The 22,465-nt window shown below is 69.1% G+C and carries 15 protein-coding genes; 3 read left to right on the top strand and 12 right to left on the bottom strand.

All coding sequences use genetic code 11. The annotated features are described in order from the left end of the window. Nucleotides 1-74: 74 nt before the first annotated feature. Nucleotides 75-3,518, bottom strand: coding sequence for a pyruvate carboxylase (locus D6860_RS07100; RefSeq protein WP_017467154.1), 3,444 nt, complete (start codon nucleotides 3,516-3,518; stop codon nucleotides 75-77). 227 nt (nucleotides 3,519-3,745) lie between these two features. Between D6860_RS07100 and D6860_RS07095 the strand changes: the two genes are divergently transcribed. Further along, the gene (locus D6860_RS07095) at nucleotides 3,746-4,957 is read left to right on the top strand and encodes a Hint domain-containing protein (RefSeq protein WP_076622150.1); all 1,212 of its coding nucleotides are present in this window, start codon (nucleotides 3,746-3,748) and stop codon (nucleotides 4,955-4,957) included. 225 nt (nucleotides 4,958-5,182) lie between these two features. Beyond that, nucleotides 5,183-7,534 (top strand): ATP-dependent helicase, encoded by a 2,352-nt coding sequence (locus D6860_RS07090; RefSeq protein WP_076622148.1) that lies wholly within the window; start codon nucleotides 5,183-5,185, stop codon nucleotides 7,532-7,534. 77 nt (nucleotides 7,535-7,611) lie between these two features. Here D6860_RS07090 and D6860_RS07085 read toward each other — a convergent pair whose 3' ends face one another. Next, on the bottom strand, nucleotides 7,612-10,539 hold the full coding sequence (locus D6860_RS07085; protein ID WP_076622147.1) for a hypothetical protein: 2,928 nt from the start codon (nucleotides 10,537-10,539) through the stop codon (nucleotides 7,612-7,614). Nucleotides 10,540-10,706: 167 nt separating this feature from the next. Here D6860_RS07085 and D6860_RS07080 point away from each other — a divergent pair, with 167 nt between their 5' ends. Next, entirely contained in the window at nucleotides 10,707-11,390 is a 684-nt protein-coding gene (locus D6860_RS07080; protein ID WP_017469514.1) for an SIMPL domain-containing protein, read from the top strand. Nucleotides 11,391-11,438: 48 nt separating this feature from the next. Here the strand turns inward: D6860_RS07080 and D6860_RS07075 are convergent, their stop codons facing one another. The 10 genes from D6860_RS07075 to D6860_RS07030 all read right to left on the bottom strand — a co-directional run bounded on the left by D6860_RS07075 (nucleotide 11,439) and on the right by D6860_RS07030 (nucleotide 22,324). After that, nucleotides 11,439-12,716 (bottom strand): O-acetylhomoserine aminocarboxypropyltransferase/cysteine synthase family protein, encoded by a 1,278-nt coding sequence (locus D6860_RS07075; protein ID WP_076622146.1) that lies wholly within the window; start codon nucleotides 12,714-12,716, stop codon nucleotides 11,439-11,441. A 299-nt stretch (nucleotides 12,717-13,015) separates the two neighbouring features. Further along, nucleotides 13,016-14,167, bottom strand: a complete 1,152-nt coding sequence (locus tag D6860_RS07070) for a beta propeller repeat protein (RefSeq protein ID WP_076622145.1) — start codon at nucleotides 14,165-14,167, stop codon at nucleotides 13,016-13,018. A gap of 105 nt (nucleotides 14,168-14,272) precedes the next feature. Continuing rightward, nucleotides 14,273-15,274: a glycosyltransferase family protein gene (locus tag D6860_RS07065; protein ID WP_076622144.1), complete on the bottom strand. Its 1,002-nt coding sequence runs from the start codon at nucleotides 15,272-15,274 to the stop codon at nucleotides 14,273-14,275. Nucleotides 15,275-15,380: 106 nt separating this feature from the next. Further along, a complete protein-coding gene (locus tag D6860_RS07060; RefSeq protein ID WP_076622143.1) occupies nucleotides 15,381-16,073 on the bottom strand; it encodes a metal-dependent hydrolase in 693 nt (230 codons plus the stop codon). Nucleotides 16,074-16,241: 168 nt separating this feature from the next. Further along, nucleotides 16,242-16,838 (bottom strand): N-acetylmuramoyl-L-alanine amidase, encoded by a 597-nt coding sequence (locus D6860_RS07055; RefSeq protein WP_076622142.1) that lies wholly within the window; start codon nucleotides 16,836-16,838, stop codon nucleotides 16,242-16,244. Nucleotides 16,839-16,900: 62 nt separating this feature from the next. Continuing rightward, on the bottom strand, nucleotides 16,901-17,596 hold the full coding sequence (locus D6860_RS07050) for a hypothetical protein (RefSeq protein ID WP_076622141.1): 696 nt from the start codon (nucleotides 17,594-17,596) through the stop codon (nucleotides 16,901-16,903). 35 nt (nucleotides 17,597-17,631) lie between these two features. Further along, the gene (gene gatA / locus D6860_RS07045) at nucleotides 17,632-19,119 is read right to left on the bottom strand and encodes an Asp-tRNA(Asn)/Glu-tRNA(Gln) amidotransferase subunit GatA (protein WP_076622140.1); all 1,488 of its coding nucleotides are present in this window, start codon (nucleotides 19,117-19,119) and stop codon (nucleotides 17,632-17,634) included. Further along, nucleotides 19,116-19,403 (bottom strand): Asp-tRNA(Asn)/Glu-tRNA(Gln) amidotransferase subunit GatC, encoded by a 288-nt coding sequence (gene gatC / locus D6860_RS07040; RefSeq protein WP_076622139.1) that lies wholly within the window; start codon nucleotides 19,401-19,403, stop codon nucleotides 19,116-19,118. The genes gatA and gatC overlap by 4 nt, the downstream gene beginning before the upstream one ends. A gap of 207 nt (nucleotides 19,404-19,610) precedes the next feature. Further along, nucleotides 19,611-21,002, bottom strand: a complete 1,392-nt coding sequence (locus tag D6860_RS07035; RefSeq protein ID WP_076622138.1) for a helix-turn-helix domain-containing protein — start codon at nucleotides 21,000-21,002, stop codon at nucleotides 19,611-19,613. A gap of 95 nt (nucleotides 21,003-21,097) precedes the next feature. Beyond that, a complete protein-coding gene (locus D6860_RS07030; RefSeq protein ID WP_076622137.1) occupies nucleotides 21,098-22,324 on the bottom strand; it encodes a multidrug effflux MFS transporter in 1,227 nt (408 codons plus the stop codon). Nucleotides 22,325-22,465 lie beyond the last annotated feature (141 nt).

The raw sequence follows: 22,465 nt of genomic DNA, 5'->3' as shown, positions 1-22,465 counted from the left end.
GCCTCAAATATCCCGGGGGAGTCCCGGACGAAGGTCCGGGACGGGGGCAGCGCCCCCGATCCCCTCGGTGCCGCTCATTCGAACTCGATGAGCAGGTCCTTGGCGTCGATCTGGCCACCCGCCTGCACGTGAACCGCCTTGACGGTGGCGTCGCGCTCGGCGTGCAGGCCGGTCTCCATCTTCATCGCCTCGATGGTGAGCAACAGGTCGCCTTCCTTGACCTGCTGGCCCGGCGTCACCACGACCGAGGCGACGACGCCCGGCATCGGCGCGCCGACGTGGTTGAGGTTGCCGATCTCGGCCTTGGGGCGCGCAGCGCTGGTGGCCTTGGCCTTGCGGTCCGGCACCCGCACCGTGCGCGGCTGGCCGTTCAGCTCGAAGAACACCCGCACCTCGCCGTCGTCCTGGGTCTCGCCCACGGTGATCAGCCGGATCTCGAGCGTCTTGCCCGGGTCGATCTCGGCGGTGACCTCCTCGCCGGGCTTCATGCCGTAGAAATAGGTCAGCGTCGGCAGCACGCGCACCGGGCCGTATTCCTCGTGCCGTGCGACGTAGTCGGTGAAGACCTTGGGATACATCAGGTAGCCGTTGAAGTCCTCGTCGTCGAACTCGGTATCGGGGAAGCGGTCCTGCAGCTCCTGGCGCAGGGCGGGCAGGTCCGCCGGCGGCAGGTGCGCGCCGGGGCGCTCGGTATTGGGCTGCTCGCCCTTCAGCACCTTCTTCACGATCTTTTCGGGGAAGCCGCCCGGCGGCTGGCCGAGATTGCCCTTCATCATGTCGATGACCGAGTCGGGGAAGCTGACGTCGGATTTCGGGTCCTCGACCTGCGCCCGCGTCAGGCCCTGGCTCACCATCATCAGCGCCATGTCGCCCACGACCTTGGACGAGGGCGTCACCTTCACGATGTCGCCGAACATCATGTTCACGTCGGCATAGGTCTTGGCGACCTCGTGCCAGCGCTCTTCCAGCCCCAGCGAGCGCGCCTGCGCCTTGAGGTTGGTGAACTGGCCGCCCGGCATTTCGTGCAGGTAGACCTCCGAGGCCGGCGCCTGCAGGCCGCTCTCGAAGGCGGTGTACTGGCCGCGCACCGCTTCCCAGTAGTTCGAGATCTCGCGGATCGTGCCCACGTCGAGCAGCGTGTCGCGGTCGGTGTGGCGCAGCGCCTCGACGATCGAGCCCAGCGTCGGCTGCGAGGTATTGCCCGAGAGCGCATCCATCGCGGCGTCGACCGCGTCGACACCGGCGCGGGCGGCCTCGATGATGGTGGCGATCGACGCGCCCGAGGTGTCGTGCGTGTGGAAGTGGATCGGCAGGCCGACCTCTTCCTTGAGCGCCTTGACCAGCGCGCCGGCGGCGTTGGCCTTGAGCAGGCCGGCCATGTCCTTGAGCCCAAGCACATGCGCGCCGGCGCCCTTCAGCGCCTTGCCCATCTCGACGTAGTACTTCAGGTCGTATTTCGCCCGGTCGGGGTCGAGGATGTCGCCGGTGTAGCAGATCGTGCCCTCGCAGATCTTGCCGCTGTCGATGACCGCGTCCATGGCGACGCGCATGTTCTCGACCCAGTTCAGCGAGTCGAACACCCGGAACACGTCGACGCCGCTGTCGGCGGCCTGCGCCACGAAGCTCTGCACCACGTTGTCGGGATAGTTGGTGTAGCCCACGCCGTTCGAGGCGCGCAGCAGCATCTGCGTCATGATGTTGGGCATCCGGGTGCGGATGTCGCGCAGCCGCTGCCACGGGCATTCCTGCAGGAAACGGTAGGCCACGTCGAAGGTCGCACCGCCCCAGCACTCGACCGAGAACAGGTCCGACATGTTGGCGGCATAGGAGGGCGCCACCTTGATCATGTCGATCGACCGCATCCGCGTGGCCAGCAGCGACTGGTGGCCGTCGCGCATGGTGGTGTCGGTGATCAGCAGGCGTTTCTGGTCGGCCATCCAGTCGGCCACCGCCTGCGCGCCCTTCTCCTCGAGCAGGGTGCGGGTGCCGGCGGGCGGCGTCTCGTGCTGCGGCACCGGCGGTTTTGCCGGCTTCAGCTCGGCGGCGGGTGCGGGGCGGCCCTGCACCTCGGGGTGACCGTTGACCGAGATGTCGGCGATGTAGGTCAGCACCTTGGTGCCCCGGTCCCGGCGCTTCTTGAAGTCGAAGAGCTCGGGCGTCGTGTCGATGAACTTGGTGGTGTACTGGTTGTTGAGGAAGGTGGGGTGCTTCAGCAGGTTGATGACGAACTCGATGTTCGTGCTGACGCCCCGGATGCGGAACTCGCGCAGCGCCCGGTCCATGCGCGCGATGGCGCGCTCTGGGGTGGGGGCCTTGGCGGTCACCTTCACCAGCAGCGAATCGTAGTAGCGGGTGATGACCCCGCCGGCGTAGGCGGTGCCGCCATCGAGACGGATGCCCATGCCGGTCGCCGACCGGTAGGCCGAGATGCGGCCGTAGTCGGGGATGAAGTTGTTGGTCGGATCCTCGGTGGTGATCCGCGTCTGCAGTGCGTGACCGGTCAGGCGGATGTCGTATTGCGACGCCTTGCCGGTGGCCTCGGCAAGGCTCTTGCCCTCGGCGATCATGATCTGCGCCTGCACGATGTCGATGCCGGTGACCTCTTCGGTCACGGTGTGCTCGACCTGCACGCGCGGGTTGACCTCGATGAAGTAGAAAGCCCCCGTGTCCATGTCCATCAGGAACTCGACGGTGCCGGCGCACTCGTAGTTCACATGGGCACAGATCTTGCGGCCGAGCTCGCAGAGCTCCTCGCGCTGCGCTTCCGACAGGTAGGGCGCGGGGGCGCGCTCGACGACCTTCTGGTTGCGGCGCTGCACCGAGCAGTCGCGTTCGTAGAGGTGGTAGATGTTGCCCTGCTTGTCGCCGAGGATCTGCACCTCGACGTGGCGGGCCCGGGTGATCATCTTCTCGAGGTAGCCCTCGCCGTTGCCAAAGGCGGCCTCGGCCTCGCGGCGCCCCTCGAGCACCTTTTCCTTGAGTTCCTTCGGGCCCTCGATCGGGCGCATGCCGCGGCCGCCGCCGCCCCAGCTTGCCTTGAGCATGAGCGGGTAGCCGATCTCCTCGGCCTCCTTGGCGATGGCCTCGAAGTCGTCGCCAAGGACGTCGGTCGCCGGGATAACCGGCACGCCGGCCGCCACGGCCACCTTGCGGGCGCTGGCCTTGTCACCGAGCGCGCGCATGGTCTCGGCGCGCGGACCGATGAAGGCGATGCCGGCCTCGACGCAGGCGTCGACGAACTCGGGGTTTTCCGACAGCAGGCCATAGCCGGGGTGGATCGCGTCGGCGCCGCTCTCCTTGGCGACGCGGATGATCTCGGGGATGCTCAGGTAGGCCGCCACGGGGCCGAGCCCTTCGCCGATGCGGTAGGCCTCGTCGGCCTTGAAGCGGTGAAGCCCGAGCTTGTCCTCCTCAGCGAAGACGGCGACCGTCTTCTTTCCCATCTCGTTCGCCGCCCGCATGATGCGAATGGCGATTTCGCCACGGTTGGCGATGAGAATCTTCTGAAACTCGGGCATGCGTCGTATTCCTCCGTCCTTTGGCCGGTTCGGCCATCCGGCGGATTGAACGCCATGCCGCGATGCAGCGCAAGCGGGTTATGCAAATTTGATGTAAACGCGAGATGACTTTGCAAAGTCATCCCCGACAATTCGATGCAATTCGCTGGTTCCGGGTGCCATGGCTGGTCAGAGTCTGGAAAGGCGGGTGCTGTAGGGTTGCGGAAGTTCACGGGACGAGGGCTATCATGGCGTTCAGTTTCCGCATCGTGCAGCTTGCGGACATCACCGGCACCGATCCGATTTCGGGGTCCACTTCCGACGACACGCACACCGTCGGCTCGACGGTCGGCGACCTGCTGAGCTTTTCCAGCAGCGGCGACGTGGTGGCGCAGACCGCCGACGGGGATTTCCCCGACGACGGCGGCGCGAACCTCGTGGCGCCGGTCACCATCAATGGCGTCACCTGGCCCGCCGGCTCCGAGATCGAGGCGGACTGGGAGATCATCACGGTCGATGCCGCCACGGGTCTCTACTACCGTATCACCGGTCTCTATATCGAGAACGCCCCCGTGGGCGTCGTGGTATCGCGCGCCTGGGATGCCTCCGTCGGCGACTACGTGGACGGGCAGGGCGGGCTCTACCAGCCGGGCACGGTGCTGACACAGATCGACGGCGATGACCTGGATGGCACGCCGAACGCGTCGCAATTCGCCACCGACAGCGCCTATTCGGCCTATGGCGCGCAGGAGGGCATCGGCAATGACGCGGTGCTCAACAGCTCGAACGGCGTGATGCTGTGCTTTTCGGGCGAGACACGGATCGCAGTGCCGGCTGGCACCCGCCCGGCCTGGGCGCTGCGGCCCGGGATGCTGGTCGAAACGCTCGACCACGGGGCACAGCCGTTGCGCTGGGTCGGCAGGACGGTGCCGGGTGCCGGGGAGCGCGCGCAAGAGAGATCGACCTGGCCGATGCGTATCCGCGCGGGGGCGCTCGGTGCCGGGCTGCCGGACGAGGATCTCTTCGTCTCGGCACAGCACCGGATGCTGCTGCGCTCCGCCATCGTGCAGCGCATGTGCGGCTGCCCCGAAGTGCTGATCGCCGCGCGCCAACTGCGCCACCTTCCGGGGATCGCCCCGGTGCCTCCCGCGTCGCTGGCCTACGTGCACCTGCTGCTGGAGCGTCACGAGATCCTGATCGCCAACGGTGCGCCGGCGGAATCGCTCTTTCCGGGCGACCGTGCGCTGCTTGCGCTGCCGTCGCAGGTGGTGCCGCTGCTGCCGTCGCCAGCGGTCCCGGCCCGTCCTTTCGTCGAGGGCGCGCGCGCAAGGCGGCTTGTCCTGCGGCACCGACGTAACCGGCGCCCGCTGCTCTCCGCTCCGGTCGAGACCGAAACGGCTGAGATGACGTCCGGCCTCGTGACCGTAGGGGCGGCGAGATCCCTCCAGTTTTCCCGCTGACACGCCGGAGGAAAGTGTCCTCGCGCCAATCCGTTTCGTGTGACTATTCGTATATTCGCTGCCGCCACCCGTGTTTGCTGACGAGCACAGCATGGCCACTCTGGGCGGCGTTCCGCTGGGCGGCTGTTCCGTCTGTCCCACGCGCTGGGGTCGTCCACAGCTTTCTTGCGAACATAAGGGGAACGATCCCTTCCCATCGCTGCCTCCTGCCGCTAGATTGGCGCCATGAGCAGTTTCGATGACATGGACGCCTTCGAGGGCGCTTCGCTGTCGGCGCGCGCCATGGCCGCGCGTCCGGCACCGTATCTCGACGATCTGAACGAGGCGCAGCGCGCGGCGGTCGAGCAGCTCGACGGCCCGGTGCTGATGCTCGCGGGCGCGGGCACCGGCAAGACCAAGGCGCTGACCGCCCGGATCGTGCACCTGCTGGTCTCGGGGCGGGCGCGCCCGAACGAGATCCTGTCGGTGACCTTCACCAACAAGGCCGCGCGCGAGATGAAGACCCGCGTCGGCCGGATGCTCGGCCAGCAGATCGAGGGGATGCCGTGGCTCGGCACCTTCCACGCGATCTGCGTCAAGCTGCTGCGCCGCCATGCCGAGCTGGTGGGGCTGAAGTCGAACTTCACCATTCTCGACACCGACGATCAGCTGCGCTTGCTCAAGCAGCTGATCGCGGCCAACAACATCGACGAGAAGCGCTGGCCCGCGCGCCAGCTTCTGGGCCTCATCGACCAGTGGAAGAACCGCGCATGGGTGCCCTCCAAGGTGCCCGCGTCCGAGGCTTCGGCCTACAACCACCGGGGCACCGAGCTCTACGAGCAATACCAGGCCCGCCTGCGCGAGCTGAACGCCTGCGACTTCGGCGACCTGCTGCTGCACATGGTGACGATCTTCCAGGCGCATCCGGACGTGCTCGAGCAATACCAGCGCTGGTTCCGCTACATCCTCGTGGACGAGTACCAGGATACCAACGTGGCGCAGTATCTCTGGCTGCGGCTGCTGGCGGGGGGGCACAAGAACATCTGCTGCGTCGGCGACGACGACCAGTCGATCTACGGCTGGCGCGGCGCCGAGGTGGGCAACATCCTGCGCTTCGAAAAGGATTTCCCCGGCGCCCATGTCGTCCGGCTGGAACAGAACTACCGCTCGACCGCGCATATCCTCGCGGCCGCCTCCGGCGTGATCCGGGGCAACGAGGGCCGGCTTGGCAAGGAACTCTGGACCGAGGCCGAGGGCGGGGAGAAGGTCCGCCTGATCGGTCACTGGGACGGCGAGGAAGAGGCTCGCTGGATCGGCGAGGAGATCGAATCGCTGCAGAAGGGCACCCGGGGGATCGACCCGCATTCGCTCGACGACATGGCGATTCTCGTGCGCGCCTCGCACCAGATGCGCGCGTTCGAGGACCGTTTCCTGACCATTGGCCTGCCGTATCGCGTGATCGGCGGCCCGCGCTTCTACGAGCGGCTCGAGATCCGCGATGCCATGGCGTATTTCCGGCTGGTGGTCTCGCCCGAGGACGACCTTGCCTTCGAACGGATCGTCAACACGCCCAAGCGCGGCCTTGGCGACAAGGCGCAGCAGACGATCCAGGCGACGGCGCGGGAATTCGGCGTCACGCTGCTCGAGGGCGCCAGGATCGCCATCGACGAGGACCGCATCCGCGGCAAGGGGGGCGGCCAGCTGCGGATGCTGTGCGAAAACCTCGCGCGCTGGGGCCGGATGACCGGCGACAAGGACGTCACCCACATGGAGCTGGCCGAGATCATTCTCGACGAATCCGGCTACACGACCATGTGGCAGAACGACAAGACGCCCGAGGCGCCGGGCCGGCTCGAGAACCTCAAGGAACTGGTGAAGGCGCTCGAAGGCTTCGAGAACCTGCAGGGCTTCCTGGAGCACGTCGCGCTCATCATGGACAACGAGACCGAGGAGAGCGGCGCCAAGGTCTCGATCATGACCCTGCACGCGGCGAAGGGGCTCGAGTTTCCCGTGGTCTTCCTGCCCGGCTGGGAAGACGGGCTTTTCCCGTCGCAGCGGTCCATGGACGAGAGCGGCCTCAAGGGGCTCGAGGAAGAGCGGCGGCTGGCCTACGTCGGTATCACCCGCGCCGAAGAACTCTGCACGATCTCCTTCGCGGGCAACCGGCGGGTCTTCGGCCAGTGGCAGTCGGCCTTGCCCTCGCGCTTCATCGACGAGCTGCCCGAGGCGCATGTCGAGGTGCTGACCCCGCCGGGGCTCTACGGCGGCGGCTACGGCGCGGCGGCAGCCTACGGCGGCGGCTCCGGGATCGAGACGCGGGCGGCCGAGGCGAACGTCTACAACTCGCCGGGCTGGAAGCGGCTGCAGCAGCGCTCGTCGCAGCGCCCGGTCAGCCAGCCGCGCGAGAGCCGCACGCAGGTCATCGACCTCGAGGCGGTCTCGGCCTTCGAGATGGGCCAGCGGGTCTTCCACCAGAAGTTCGGATACGGCGCGATCACCGGGATCGAGGGTGACAAGCTCGAGATCGCCTTCGAGAAGGCCGGCACCAAGAAGGTGGTCGCCCGCTTCGTGCACGCCGAGGACGACGTGCCGTTCTGAGTCTTTCGGTCGCAGCCTTGCGGCCGCTCGGACCTTTTTGAGCAAGGGTCGGGGCCGTTGCCGGCGCCGGCGTGGCGTCAGCCGTTCGGCATTTCGAGCACGATGTTGCGCCCGCCCTTGGTGAGGCGCAGCTGGTCCTCGCCGATGGCGGCAACGCGACCGCCGTCGAGCCGGTCGCCCACCTTCACGTTCTGCAGCCGCCCGTTCGAGAGCCGCACAAGCGCGCGGCGGTTCGAGGGGCTGCCGAAGACGCCGATCAGGTTCATCCGGCTGAGGTTGATCTGGTTTCGCACCGTGGCCTGCCGCGCCACGTTGGCATTTTGCGGGATGTTCGGTGCCGCCTGCCGCCGGACGGCAGCCGTCTGCACCTGCTCGGCCCGGTCCACGATGCCGGCAATGTCGCTCGGGCGGCCCTGCGGCTGCAGCGATGCGGCGACCGCCTGCGCGGTGCCCGTGGGCACCTCGGGCTCGGGGGCGGCTTCCTCGGCGGTCTCGGTGTCGGCGGTGGCTTCGGGCTCTTCCGCAGCCTCGGCGGTCTCTGTCGGGGCGGCGTCTTCCTCGGTCGCGGCCGTCTCCGGCGCGTCGTCCTCGGCCTGGGGCGCGGCGGCCGCCTGCTCCAGCACGCGCGGCGAACGCAGCACGGGCCGAATGGCCGCAAGTTCGGCAATCGAGTTGCCGCCGAGCGTCGCGCGCTCGTTCTGTTCCACGAGATCCTCGGGGCGGGCATTGGGGCGTGCCTCGCGCAGGGCGTCCTGCGCGGGGTCCACGGCGTCGGCTTCCGCCGCCTCGGGGGCGTCGTCGGTCTCGACCGGTGTGCGCAGCGGCGGCACCTGCGGCGGCGCGCCGGTAAAGACCCGGTGCCCGTCGGGCGAGATCGCCCCCTCGGGCGCCGCACGGACAAGTCCGTTCTCGTCGAGATCGAAGCGCACGTCGGGCCCGGGCGGCAGGCGCCGGGGCTCGAGCGTGACGTCCTCGTTCAGACCGGGCGCCGGGGGCAGGGCGATCGCGTCGAACTGGCCGACCTTCGGGTCGACAGAGGCGATGTAGAGATCCTCGACCAGGTCGGGAATGGGCCGCATCGGCATCTCGGGGGCGCGCTGCCAGATGCCGGTGGCGGCATAGCGGGCCGCGGCTTCCTCGGGCGAGGGCTCTTCGTGCCCCGGAACCGGCTCCATCGGCTGAAGCGCGGTCGCCTCGGAGGGCTCCGCCTCAGGCTCGGGCGGCAGCACCGCGATGTCCTCGGCCTGCGCGTCATCGGCAGGGAGGGAGGCCGGTGCTTCGGCAGGGGCCGGCGTGTCCTGCGTCTCGGGCGGGGGCGCGGCGGCGATGGTGGTGTCCTCGGACTCGGATGGCGCGAAGAAGCGCGAGATCCCCTCGTCGAGGAAGACCGCCGCCCATGCCGCGATGCCCACGAGGAAGACCAGCAGTGCCATGGTCAGCATCAGGCCGAGGAAGCGCGGCTTGCCACCGATCTGTTCCTCGCGACGGGCGCCGAAGAGGGTCATGCGGCGGCGCTCTTCCTCGGGGTCGAGGGTGCCGGCGGCGACGGTGCGCGTGTCCACGGTGGCCGCGCCCGGATCCTCGCCGTTGGCGCGGCGCATCGCGACCCGGCGCAGGGCCTCGTTCTGGAATTTCGGCGCGTCGGCCCGGGGCGTCGCGGACGCCTCTGCCGCGCCGGAGCGGGTCGAGGTCTCAGCCGTCGAAGGGACGGCTTTGGCCGGGGTCGTCGCTGTCTCGGCCTTGCGGGGCGCAGCGGCGGAAGGCGTCGCGACCTTGGGCGTGTTCGCGGTCTTCGCGGTGCTGCCGGTGGCAGAGGCGCCGACCGTGGGCGCGGCGCTGTCGGTCACGGCCTCGGCCTTGAGGCGCGGCGCGACGCGGGGCTCGTTTCCCGGAGTGACCTGCGGTGCCGCCGCAAGCGGGGCCGGGCCACCCGCGGGCGCGTCGCGCGTGGCGCGGATGCTCGAGAAGCTGGGCGCCGCCGGGGCGTCGCCGTCCGCACGTGGGGCGGCGGGGCCGCTGGCGGGCTTGAGCGGTCGCACCACGGGAGCCTCGGTCGCGGCGTCGCTCTCGCTGTCCGAGCGGGCGTTGCCGCCGGGGCCGAACATGCCGCCGCCGAAGCTCACGGGCTTCTGCACCTGCTCGGCGGGAGGGATGCGGTCGGTCGACTGCTTCTGTGCGACCGCCGCATCCGGAGCGGGCTTCGCCCCGGCCGATGGCGCACTGCCGGGCCGGGCCGTTGCATCGTTGGCGCCGGGAAGCGGCGCGAGGGCCGCGGCTTCAGCCTGCCGCGGCTCCGATGAGGCGCGTTCGGGGGACGCATTTGCCGGCGCCGGCGTGTTCGAGGCATCCGACCGGGCCGCGTCCGGGACGGACTTGTGCAGGTCAGCGTCGGACTCGGCGCTGCCCCCGGCAGCCGTGGCGCTCTCGTCCGCTTGGATCGCTTCGTCGTCGTTTAGGGGCGGCAGATCTTCGTAGTCCCAGACGATCTGCACCGGCGCGGGCAGGCGGTCAGGGGCTTCGCCGGTCCAGCCGGAAGCCGCGCCGAAGGACACGGTGCCGCTGAAGGTCTCGTGCGGCGGTGTCGCGGTGAAGCTGACCGGCACGAAACCGTGCGCGCGCACGAAGCTCTCGGCCTCGTCCAGCGTCTCGCGCGCGGCGGCGGCGACCTGAAGCCGTCCGTCCCGGCGGTGCCAGTCGTAGACCAGCTCTTCCACGTCGTAGGGGGTGGCGCCGTCGAGCGCCTTGCGCACCGCGGCTTCCTCGAGCCGGCTGTCCTCGCTCGGGGCCGGGATGTCGAGGTAGCGCAGCTGTTCGTCGGGCAGGATCAGCAGCACCTCGGCGCCATCGGGCGCGGAGGCACTGGCGGTCTCGCACAGCTCCCGTAGAGCCGCCTCGAGATCGTCCCGGTCAAGCGCCACCTCGTCGACCAGCCGCCAGCCGATGTCGGCGCGGCGCAGAAGGGCAATGCCTTCGAATGAGAGGGAAAGCGCGGAGTTCGGTACCATATGCGGTCTCTATCACTGCTCGGACCTGCTTGGGTAGTCCCAAGCGAAACGCCCACAGTCTACAGCAGCTTACCGCTCAGAGAAAGAAGGCTTGGGCGGCAGGGTCTTGCAGCCGGACGCGCGGCGTTCGAAGCTGGTGCCGGAACGCATGTTCACAGGAGGTTCCCATGCGACGTTTCGCTTTCGCTCTGTTCTGCGCCCTCGCGCTGCCGGTCGCGGCATCCGCTCAGGACAGCGCCCCGACGCTCACCGTCACCGGCGAGGGCAGCGCCGCCGCCGTGCCCGACATGGCCACCATCACGCTCGGGGTGACCGCGCAGGACGCAGACGCCGGCGCGGCGATGGCGGCGACCTCGGAGGTCGCAGACGCGATCATCGCGCGGCTCGATGCCATGGGCATCGCCGCGCGCGACCGGCAGACCTCGGACATCGGGCTGCAGCCGGTTTGGAACGACCGCAACAGCGATGAAGAGTCCCGGATCACCGGTTACGAGGCGAGCAATCGCCTGCAGGTGCGGGTGCGCGACCTGTCGCAGCTCGGCGACGTGCTCGGTGCCGTGACCGAGGACGGTGCAAACCGCCTGTCGGGGCTGAGTTTCGGCCTGCAGGAGCCGGGCCCGGTCGAGGATGACGCGCGGCGCGATGCGGTAGAGGACGCGATGTCCAAGGCCAAGGTGCTGGCCGAAGCCGCGGGCGTGACGCTCGGGCCGGTGGTCTCGATCTCCGAGCAGGGCGGTGGCTACCGCCCCGAGCCGATGATGGAGATGGCGCGCATGGCCTCGGTGCCGGTCGCGGCGGGCGAAACCGTGATCGGCGCCCGCGTGACGATGGTGTTCTCGCTCGGCGAATAGCATCGGACGAACGGCCCGGGCGGGGTGTGTCCGCCCGGGCGCTTGCGCTCAGCCCGCCTTGGCGAGAGCCTGGTCGAGATCGGCGATGAGATCCTCGGGGTCCTCGATGCCGATCGAGATGCGCACCACGTTCGGCGCGGCGCCCGCGGCGATCTGCTGTTCCTCGGTAAGCTGGCGGTGCGTGGTCGAGGCCGAGTGGATCACCAGGCTGCGCGCGTCACCGAGGTTGGCGACATGGCTGAAGATCTCCAGCGAGTCGACGAATTTCACGCAGCTCTCGTAGCCCCCCTTCAGCGCGACCGTGAACAGGCCGCCGGCGCCGTTCGGGCAGATCTTCGACACCCGGTCGTTGTAGGGCGACGACGGAAGCCCGGCATAGGTCACCTGCTCGACGGCGGGGTGGTTCTCGAGCCACGAGGCGACGCGCGTGGCGTTCTCGACGTGCTTCTGCATCCGCAGGCTGAGTGTCTCGATCCCGAGCAGCGTGTAATGCGCCGCCTGCGGGTTCAGCGTCATCCCGAGGTCGCGCAGGCCGATGGCGATGGAGTGGAAAGTGAAGGCCAGCGAGCCGAAGGTCTCGTGGAACTTCAGGCCGTGGTAGGCGGGCTCGGGCGCCGCGAGCGAGGGGAACTTGTCCGAGGCGGACCAGTCGAACTTGCCCGAGTCGATGACCGCGCCGCCGGTGACCGTGCCGTTGCCGGTCATGTACTTTGTCAGCGAGTGCACGACCAGCGTCGCGCCATGCTCGATGGGCTTGCACAGGTAGGGCGTGGCCGATGTGTTGTCGACGATCAGCGGCAGCCCGGCCTTGTCGGCGATGGCCGCGATGGCGTCGAGGTCGGTGACGTAGCCGCCCGGGTTGGCGATGCTCTCGCAGAAGATCGCGCGGGTGTTCTCGTCGATGGCCGCCTCGACGGCGGCGAGATCGTCGAAGTCGACGAAGGTGCAGGACCAGCCGAAGCGCTTGATGGTCTGGCTGAACTGGGTGATCGTGCCGCCGTAGGCGCGGGTCGAGGCGACGATGTTCAGTCCCGGCCCCATCAGCGGGAACAGCGCCATGATCTGCGCCGCGTGACCCGACGAGCAGCAGACCGCGCCGGCACCACCCTCGAGCGTCGCGACACGTTCCTGCAGTGCGGCGACGGTGGGGTTGGTCAGGCGGGAGTAGATGTAGCCCACCTCCTGAAGGTTGAAGAGCGCCGCCGCGTGATCCGCGTCGCGGAAGACATAGGCCGTGGTCTGGTAGACCGGGGTCTGCCGCGCGCCGGTCGCCGGGTCGGGCCGTGCGCCCGCGTGCACCTGCAGGGTGTCGAAGCCGTGAGTCATGGAAACCTCCCTCATGTTCCTCCGGGAAAGGGGTAAGACATTGCGGGCGCCCTCACAATACGGCGGTGGGCCGCGCGGGACGTGACACCCGAAAAACGGCCGCCCCGGGGGAAGGGGGTGACCGTCGGTTGCTCTTCGCGTCGTTCCGGCAGGTTGTTCGGGCAGGCGACCGCAGGCCGTAGGGATAGCCCGCGCGACAGGCGTGGCGCGCCATTAATCCCGAAGGCTGCAGGGATGGCGGGGGAGCATTGGGTCTATCTAGGGGACGGCCCGGGCCGAAAGGCCCGCCGACGTGGGCATCAGGCCCGTTCGAGCACCTCGACGCAGAGTACCGTTGGCAGGTGGCGCGCGATCTCGCTCCAGCTGTCGCCGGCGTCGAGGCTGGCGAAAACCGATCCCGAGTTGGTGCCGAAATAGACGCCCGCCTCCTCCTGGCCATCGGTCGCCATCGCCTGACGCAGCACGGTGAAATAGCAGCTCTCCTGCGGCAACCCCGCGCGGCAGGCTTCCCAGCTGTCGCCGCCATCGCGCGAGCGCCAGACCGCGGCGCGTGCGTCGGGCGGGAAGCGCCCCGCCATGTCGCCGTTGAGCGGCAGCGTCCAGATCGTCTGCGGGTCGTGCGGGTGCACGGCGATGGGAAAGCCGAAGGTCGAGGGCAGCCCCTTGGTGATGTCGTCCCAGCTGCGCCCTCCGTCCCGAGAACGGAAGACGCCGTGGTGGTTCTGCTGGTAGAGCAGGTCGCCGTCGCCACCCGCGCGTTGCATGTTGTGCACGCAGTGCCCGGTCTCGACGCCGTCGCCCGCCGCCGGGTGGGCGCAGGGCGTCGCGGGTGCGTTCGAGCGCCGGTTGCGCCGTTCCCATGTGGCACCGCCGTCTTCCGAGGCGAAGACGCCCGCCGCCGAGATGCCGACCCAGAGCTTCTCCGGAGCCTCCGGAGCCGAAACGATGGTGTGCAGGGTGAGCCCCGCCGCGCCGGGCTGCCAGCTGTCCGATGACGGGTGATCGGTGAGCCCGCGCAGCTCCTCCCACGTCTCGCCGCCGTCGGTGCTGCGGAAAAGCCGCGCCGGCTTCGCCCCGGCATAGAGTGCATCCGGCGTGCGGTGGATCGACCAAAGCGCGCTGATGCTGCCAGACCATGGGGCGGGATCGGCGGGGACCATGCCGAACATCTCGCCCATCGCGGGATCGTTGCGCACCCATGCGTCGATCTCGCCGTCGGCAAGCTTGGCGAGGCGCCAGTCGCGCCGGTCGTCGCTGCGCCAGACGCCGGCACCGGTCCAGTCGTTGCCGCCCGCCGCCCAGATCCGTCCGGTGTCGGGGTCTCCGGCCATGTGGTTGATGGACCAGCCGTCGCAGAACGGCCCCGAGACATTCCAGCCGGCCCGCCCGGGGCCGTCGATGACGAAGGCACCCTTGGTGGTGCCGACCAGGAGACTCGTGGGATACGCCATGGCTATGCTCCGGCAAATGCGCAGCCACAGCGTAGCATGCCCCTGGAAGTCTCCGAAGGTAAGATAGCGGAACGGGCACGGATCGGAAAGACTCCGCCAGCCGCGTCAGCGCATCCAGAAGCCTTCGCGCTTGAGCCTGTTGCGAAAGCCCTGTTCGAGGCGCGGCAGGTTCTCGCGGTCGAAGAGCGCGCGCGCCTTGTGGCCGCGCCCCTGGTAGAGCATCCGCCGGATCGGCTCGTACTCTTTCAGCACCCGCTTGATCCGGTTCGGCGCGGCGATCTCCTCGAGGAAGGTTATCACGGCGTCCTCCTCGCGCGCGTAGAGCAGCGGCAGGCTGCGGTAATGGCAGGTGACCGTGCCGTCGATCAGGCCCGGGGGCAGGGTGTCGCGGCCGCCGCCGAGGGAATGGATCACCAGCGGCAGCGCGACCTGGTCGAGCCACGGATCGAGGCTCTGGCACACCAGTTCGGGCGGCGCGTCGTCGCGGATCGAGAGCGCGTAATCGAGGAAGCGCCGTCCGAACCGGTGCGGGCACTCGTAAAAGAACACGCCCGCGTTGAAGTAGAGATGCCGGCGCCAGTGTTCCTCGGGCCAGGCGAGATCGAGCGAGCTTTCGAAATCGAGCCCGAAGCGGTCGTAGAGCGCCCGCCAGGTTTCGGTGTAGCCGGGGCCGTAGAGCTCGATCTTCGGCCAGGTGTCCTCGCGCCGCAGCGAGGCGGTGGGACGGGCGAAATCGAAGGGGATGCGGTCGAGGTCGTCGAGGACCAGCGTGTCGGTATCGAAGAAGACGAAGGGCTCGCCCTCGGGCAGGGCGAAAAGCGCCTCGATCTTGTTGCCGTAGGGATACTCCGCGCCGAAATGCCGGCTTTCGAAGGGCACGAAGGTCGCGCCATGGGCCTCGAGCAGGGCGCGCACCTCGGAATCGGTGATGCGCGGGTCGCGGGGCCAGAGCGGCCCCGGTTGCGGCTCGGCCACGAAGAGCCGGGCGCGCGGGGTGGTCAGGGCCAGCGAGACGGCGAAGAGGATCGCCTCGTACTGCAGGCGGCCGGACTGGCCGACGATCATCACGTTGAGGCGGCCTGCGCCGTCCTGCTCCTGCCCTGCCATTCCCGTCCCCGCGCCGGCGCGTGTCTGGCGCCACCATAGGCAATCGGGCGCGGGGCGGAAAGCACCGTGAGGCGCAGACCGGAAGGTGCCTTGCGGCGCAGCCCGGTCAGAGCCCGATCGGTTCGAGCACCTCGGGCTCGATCACCTTCACGCCGGGGAGCCCGGCGGCGAGCGTCTCGGCCGATTGCGCCAGCGCCGGGAAGGTGCGGTAGTGCATCGGGATCACGGTCTTGAAGTCGAAGTACTTGGCGGCGGCCCAGGCGGCCATCTCCATGTCCATCGTGTAGTAGCCGCCCGCCGAGAGCATGCCGATGTCGGGTTTGTAATACTCGCCGATCCACGCCATGTCGGCCATGATCGTGGTATCGCTCGAGAAGTAGATGGTCTTGCCCTCGCCGCGGATGATGAAGCCGGTCTCCATGCCGGCGTACTGCGGCCTGTCGTCGACCATCATCGACGAGCTGTGCGAGGCGGGGACCATGCTCACCGACACATTGCCGAAGCTGATGGTGCCGCCCTTGTTGAAGGCCTGGCCCGCCGTGGCGCCCTGGCTTTCCAGCAGGCCGACGAGCTCGAACATGCCCGAGACCGCGAGCCCGGTCTTCTTCGAGATCGAGGCGATGTCGTTGGTGTGGTCGAAATGGCCGTGGGTGATCAGGATCTCCGTCGCGCCCTCGAGCGCCTCGTCGGCGCGGTCGTCGGGCATCAGCGGGTTGCCCTCGAGCCAGGGGTCGATCAGCAGGACCTGATCCTCGATCTCGATGCGGAAGGAGCCGTGTCCGAGCCAGATGATCTTCATGATGGTAGCCTCCGGATGTGTGACCTCCGCGAGGGTAGCGCATGCGGGGAGGCGGTAAAGGGGCTCTGCCCCCTCTTGGCCTGCGGCCAATTCACCCCCGAGGGTATTTGTGCAACCGGAGAAGGGGCGGGCGTGGTCCTGCGGACCCGACGTTGCGAGGGCGGCGGCTCAGGCGGCGGGCCAGCGCGCGGCGAGATCGGCCATCAGCGCGCGGTCGGTGTCGTCGAGCGGGCCCTCGGCGCCGGGCCGGAAACGGTCGCGGAAGGCGGCGAGCAGGGCGCTGTCGTGCTCGGGGTCGGCGTGGTAGCCGGCGCGGCGTGCGTCGGCGTGGAAATCGCCCGGTGTCGCGGGCCGGGGCCGGACGGCGAGGCCGCGCCGGGCGAGGCGGGCCCAGTCGAGTTTCGGGCCGGGGTCGATCTTGCGACCCAGCGCGAGGTCGGCGTGGCCGATCACCCGCTCGGGCGGGATCCGCCAGCGCCGCAGGATGCCGGCGAGAAGCGTTTCGAGCGCGGCCATCTGCGGCTCGGGGAAGGGCTCGGCACCGGTATTGGCGATTTCGATGCCGATGGAGCGGGAATTGACCTCGGTCACGCTGCCCCAGGCGCCAAGGCCCGCGTGCCAGGCGCGCATGTCCTCGCGTACGAGCTGCCAGCAGGTGCCGTTGCGCGCCAGCACGTAATGCGCCGAGACCTGGCTTTCGGGGGCACATAGCCAGTCACGCGCGGCGATGGCGCTTGGCATGGCGGTGTAGTGCAGCACCACCATGTCGGCACACGCGCCGAGCCGGCGCGGGCCGAAGTTGTCACTGGGATGCCAGAGTGCGCAGGTCAGCCGCGCGCCGCGCGGAACGGCGCGGGATCCCAGGCGCAGGCAAAGCCGTCGCCATCGGGGTCGAGCCCCTTGCGGTCACGCTGCGGCCCGCCGGCGGCGAGGAAGGCTTCCTGCGCGAGGTCGGACGAGTTGTACGATCCGCAGGCGCGCGAGATCCGGTTGCCGTCGAACCGGCCGCGCCGCTCGTACAGCGGCGAGCCCACCGGGTTGGTGGTCTGCAGCGCGTAGGCGACGATGTTGGGCGCGCTGCTGTTGGGACGCGGCGGCAGATCGGTTGGGTTGATCACCTGGTACTGCGCCCGGTTCTGCGCGATGAGCTGCGCGTCGTCCTCGATGTCGCGCTCGGCCGAAACGGCCTCGAAGCTATTCTCGTTCGAGATCCCGGCCGAGTTGCTCACCACCTGCGGCGCGGGGTTGCCGGGCGCGGCCTGCACCGGCGCCACGCCGGAGTTCCGTGCCGCCGCGTTGGCTGCGGCGTCCGCTTCCGCGTCAGTGCCGTCGAGGGTCGTGGTCTCGACTTCGGTCGGGGCCTGGACGGTCACCTGGCCGGAGACCGCGCCCTGAGAGGCGACCTGGCGCTGCGCGTAGGTCTGGTAATCGCCGAAGCCGACGCCGGCCCCGCTGTCGGGAACTGCCGTGGTGCATGCCGACAGCGCAAGCGCCGCCACACCGCAAAGGAAAACCGTTCGCATTTCGATGCCCGTCACCTTTCTCTGTGCGCGTGCTGTTACCACCACCGGGCGGGCTTTTCCACGAAGCCCGCCGCCTGCTCGAGCGCATAGGCGGTATTCAGCAGATCGCCCTCTTCCCAGGGGCGCCCGATGAGCTGGAGCCCCAGCGGCAGGCCCTGCTTGTCCAGTCCTGCCGGAACGCTAACGCCCGGAAGGCCGGCAAGGTTCACGGTGACGGTGAAAACGTCGTTGAGATACATCTGAACCGGGTCCGCGTCCTTCATCTCGCCGAGGCCGAAGGCCGCCGAGGGCGTGGCCGGCGTGAGGATCGCGTCGACCCCCGCCGCGAAGACGTCCTCGAAGTCCTTCTTGATGAGGGTGCGGACCTTGCGGGCACGGTTGTAGTAGGCATCGTAGAAGCCCGCCGACAGCACGTAGGTGCCGACCATGACGCGGCGCTGCACCTCGGGGCCGAAGCCCTCGGCGCGCGTCTTCTCGTACATGTCGTTGATGCCTTCGCCGCTCGCCAGCGTGGCGCGGTGGCCGTAGCGCACCCCGTCGTAGCGCGCGAGGTTCGACGAGGCCTCTGCGGGCGCGATCACGTAGTAGGCGGGCAGCGCGTACTTGGTGTGCGGCAGCGAGATGTCGACGATCTTCGCACCGGCGTCGGCCAGCATCTCGCGGCCCTTCGCCCAGAGCGCCTCGATCTCGTCGGGCATGCCGTCCATGTGGTATTCGCGCGGAATGCCGATGGTCTTGCCGCGGATGTCGCCGGTCAGCATCGCCTCGAAGTCCGGCACCGGCAGGTCGGCCGAGGTGCTGTCCTTGGGGTCGTGACCGCACATCGCCTGCAGCACGATGGCCGCGTCGCGCACGTCCTTGGTCATCGGGCCGGCCTGGTCGAGCGAGCTGGCGAAGGCGACGATGCCCCAGCGCGAGCAGCGCCCGTAGGTCGGCTTGATGCCGGTGATGCCGGTGAAGGCGGCGGGCTGGCGGATCGAGCCGCCGGTGTCGGTGCCGGTCGCCGCGAGGCAGAGGTCGGCCGCGACCGCTGCCGCCGAGCCGCCCGACGAGCCGCCGGGGGTCAGCTGCGCGTCGTCGTTGCCGCGCCGCCAGGGGTTCACCGCGTTGCCGTAGGTGCTGGTCTCGTTCGACGAGCCCATGGCGAACTCGTCCATGTTGAGCTTGCCCAGCATCACCGCGCCAGCGTCGAAGAGCTGGCCGGTGACGGTGGATTCATACTCCGGGCGGAACCCCTCGAGGATGCGCGAGGCGGCCTGCGATGCGACACCCCTGGTGCAGAAGAGATCCTTGATCCCCATCGGGATGCCGCACATCGCGGGCGCGTCGCCGGCCTTGATCCGGGCGTCGGCGGCGCGGGCCTGCTCGAGCGCGCTCTCGGGGGTCTTGTGCACGTAGGCGTTCAGCGCCCCGGCCTCCTCGATGGCCGAAAGACAGGCCTCGGTCAGCTCCACGCTGGTCACTTCGCCCGCGCGCAGCGCGTCGCGCGCACCGGCGACCTTCATCTTCGTCAGTTCGCTCATTCCACCACCTTCGGCACTGCAAAGAACCCTTCGCGGGCATCGGGCGCGTTCGACAGGATCTTCTCCTGCATGCCCCCGTCGGTCACCCCATCCTCGCGGCGCTTCAGCCGCATCGGCGTGACCGAGACCATGGGTTCCACGCCCTCGACGTCGACCTCGTTCAGCTGCTCGATGAAATCGAGGATGTTCGAGAATTCCTGCGCCAGCGCGGGCAGCTGCTCTTCCTCGACCCGGATCCGGGCGAGCTTCGCCACGCGGGCGGCGGTATCGGTGTCGATCGACATCGGCGGGCTCCGTTGTCCTGAATTTGTCCCGCCCGCTTTACCGCCGCTGTCTCCGGGCCGCAAGCGCCGCGGCGGGGCAGGGGCGGGGCCCGGGCCTTCTTCTGGCTTCAAATATCCCCGGGGTGAATGCGCCGCAGGCGCAGAGGGGCAGCGCCCCTGCCGCCGTGCAGCGGCAGACCCGGCCGCCGCGGGGCGGTCGGTCGCCGCCTATTCCAGCTCGTAGGGCAGCACGTCGCGGCGCTCGGGATGGATGGAGAGCCGCTTCTCCAGCGGCGGCACCGAGCGCTGGTGGCAGTTGGTGCGCTCGCAGATCCGGCAGGAAATGCCGATCGGCTCGAAGGCCCCGTCGCGGCCGAGGTCCAGCCCGTCGGCGTAGACCAGCGCGCCTGCGTGTTTGACCTCGCAGCCGAGCGCCATGGCGTAGCGCCGCACCGGCGCGCCGAAATGGCCGCCGCGCTTGGGCACGTCGCGGGCGAGCAGCACGTAACGCACCCCGTCCGGGGTCTCGGCGAGCTGGCGCAGGAAATGGCCGGGCGTCTCGAAGGCGCGGTGCACGTTCCACAGCGGGCAGGCGCCGCCGAAGCGGGCGAACTGCAGCCGCGTGGCGGAGTGGCGCTTGGTGATCGTGCCGGCCTGGTCGACGCGGGCGAAGAAGAACGGAATGCCCTTGGCGCCGGGCCGCTGCAGCGTCGAGAGCCGGTGCGCCACCTGCTCGATCGAGGCGCCGAAGCGCGCCGCCAGCAGCTCGAGGTCGTGGCGGGTTTCCTGCGCCGCCGCGAGGAAGCGGCCGTAGGGCATCATCGCCGCCCCGGCGAAGTAGTTGGCGAGCCCCAGCTTGGCGATGGCGCGCGCCGCGTCGGACTGGAACCGGGCGAGGTCGAGCGTCGCCTCCAGAAGGTCGTTCTGGCGCAGCAGCGCCACCTGCACCAGCAGCTGGAAGGTCTGGGTCTCGGGCGGCACGAGGCTCGAGAGCGTCAGTTCGCGCTTTTCCGCGTCCCAGGCGCGCAAGGTGGTGGTGTGGGTCCGCTCGACCCGTATGCCGCGCTCGCGCAGCCGAGAGATCACGCCGGCGCGCAGGTCGCCGGCGATGCCTTCGGCGAAATGCTCGGCGGCGCGGTCCATGGCGTCGATGTAGTTGTCGCAGTAGTGGAAGAAGTCGCGCACTTCCTCCCACGGCGAGGGCTGCAGCTGCGCATCCTCGCGCCCCAGCGCCTCGTCGAGACTGGCGAGCCGCTCGTGGGTCTGCCGGTAGGCGCGGTGCAGTTCGAGAAAGGCGCGCGCCAGCGCCGGCGCGTTCGAGGCGGTGAGCCGCAGGTCGGCGAGCGGCGGCGCCTCGGCGAAGATCGGGTCGGCCAGCGCCTCGCGCATGTCGGTGACCAGCCGCTCGCTGTCGCCCTGTCCCAGCTCGGTGACGTCGAAGCCGAATTCCTGCGCCAGCGCCAGCACCACCGTGGTCGAGACCGGCCGGTTGTTGTTCTCCATCTGGTTCAGGTAGGGCAGCGAGATCCCCAGCTTGGCGGCGAAATCCTTCTGCGTGAGGCTCAGCCGGCCGCGCAGGTCGCGCAGCTTGGCGCCCGCGTAGAGCTTGCGTGTGGCCATCGGTCTCCTCCCGTGGGTTCGCTGGTTTGCGAAACGTGACGGCCAAGTTTGCAAATCCGCGCGCCGGGGTCCAGCCCGGATGCCGGGTGCCGGGCTCAGGCGGTGCCGAGCCCGCCCAGCTGCCGCTCGCGGCGGATCACCACGAGGATCGCCGCGACCGAGGCGATGCCGGTCGAGAACATCAGCCACAGCAGGGGCCAGGCGCCGGTTCCGGGATGCAGCAGGGCGCCCGCAAGTGCCGAGAGCGCAGCGCCGCCGCCGATCATGATCGCGCCGGCGAGCCCCGAGGCGGTGCCCGCCAAATGGGGACGCACCGACAGCGCGCCGGCGGTGGCATTGGGGATGGTCATGCCGTTTCCAAGGCCGACGAAGGTCATGTAGCCGAAGAACGTCCACTCCGACTGGAAGCCCATGGCAAAGGTGACCAGCGCCAGCGCCAGACCGCCGGTGTTCACGATGCAGCCCCAGAGGATCATCCGGTTGATGCCGACGCGCGCCGAGAATTTTCCCGACAGCCCGTTGCCGATCATGTAGCCCACGGCGGGCGCGCCGAAGAAGAAGCCGAGGACGGCCGGGGTCAGGCCGAAGACCTCGGAGCCCACGAAGGGTGCGCCGCCGAGGTAGGCGAAGAAGGCGCCCGAGGAAAAGGCGCAGCTCAGCGCGTAGCCCCAGAAGCGCGGGCTGCGGAACAGCTCGGGATACTCGCTGAACTGCTGGCCCAGCGACAGCCCGCGCGACACCGAGGTCTCGCCGAGGTCGCGCCAGCTCAGCCAGAAGATCGCGGCCCCCAGTCCGAACAGCAGCCAGAAGGTCGCCTGCCAGCCGAAGGCTTCGCCCAGCACGCCGCCGATCACCGGGCCGACCATCGGCACCACGGCGACGCCCATGGTGACGTAGCCGATCATCGAGGCCGCCTGGTCCTGCGGAACGATGTCGCGCACCACGGCGCGGCTCAGCACCATCGCCGAGACGATCACCGCCTGGCACATCCGGAAGGCGAGAAAGAGCGCCACGTTGGGCGCGAAGATGCAGCCCAGCGTGGCCACGAGGAACAGCCCCAGCCCCCACAGAATCACCGGTCTGCGCCCGAACTTGTCCGAGATGGGGCCGATCAGGATCTGCAGCACCGCGTTCACGCCGAGGTAGATCGCGACCGAAAGCTGCATGAGCCTGTACTCGGTCTCGAAATGTGCCGTCATCTTGGGCAGCGACGGCAGGAACACGTTCATCGCAAGCGCCGAGATTCCGGCCAGCAGGATGAGTGTGACAATATGTGGCGGCGTGGTTTGATCCAGGAACCGGATGCGGGGCGGATTTTCCATGTAAGGAGGGGTAGGACCGAAACCGGAGTTTGTCCATTCCGCTTGCGATGCGTGCCTGCGCTTTGCGAGTTTGCAATTTGCTCGACAAGTCATTTTCCAAGTTTGCAAATTTGCCGAATTTGACTTGAGCGGGAAGGACGC

It is taken from the genome of Salipiger sp. D13, assembly GCF_003703915.1.
Lineage (GTDB): Bacteria > Pseudomonadota > Alphaproteobacteria > Rhodobacterales > Rhodobacteraceae > Salipiger > Salipiger profundus.
The sequence above is the reverse complement of the archived record's forward strand: the minus strand, read 5'-3'. Positions and strand labels throughout refer to the sequence as shown.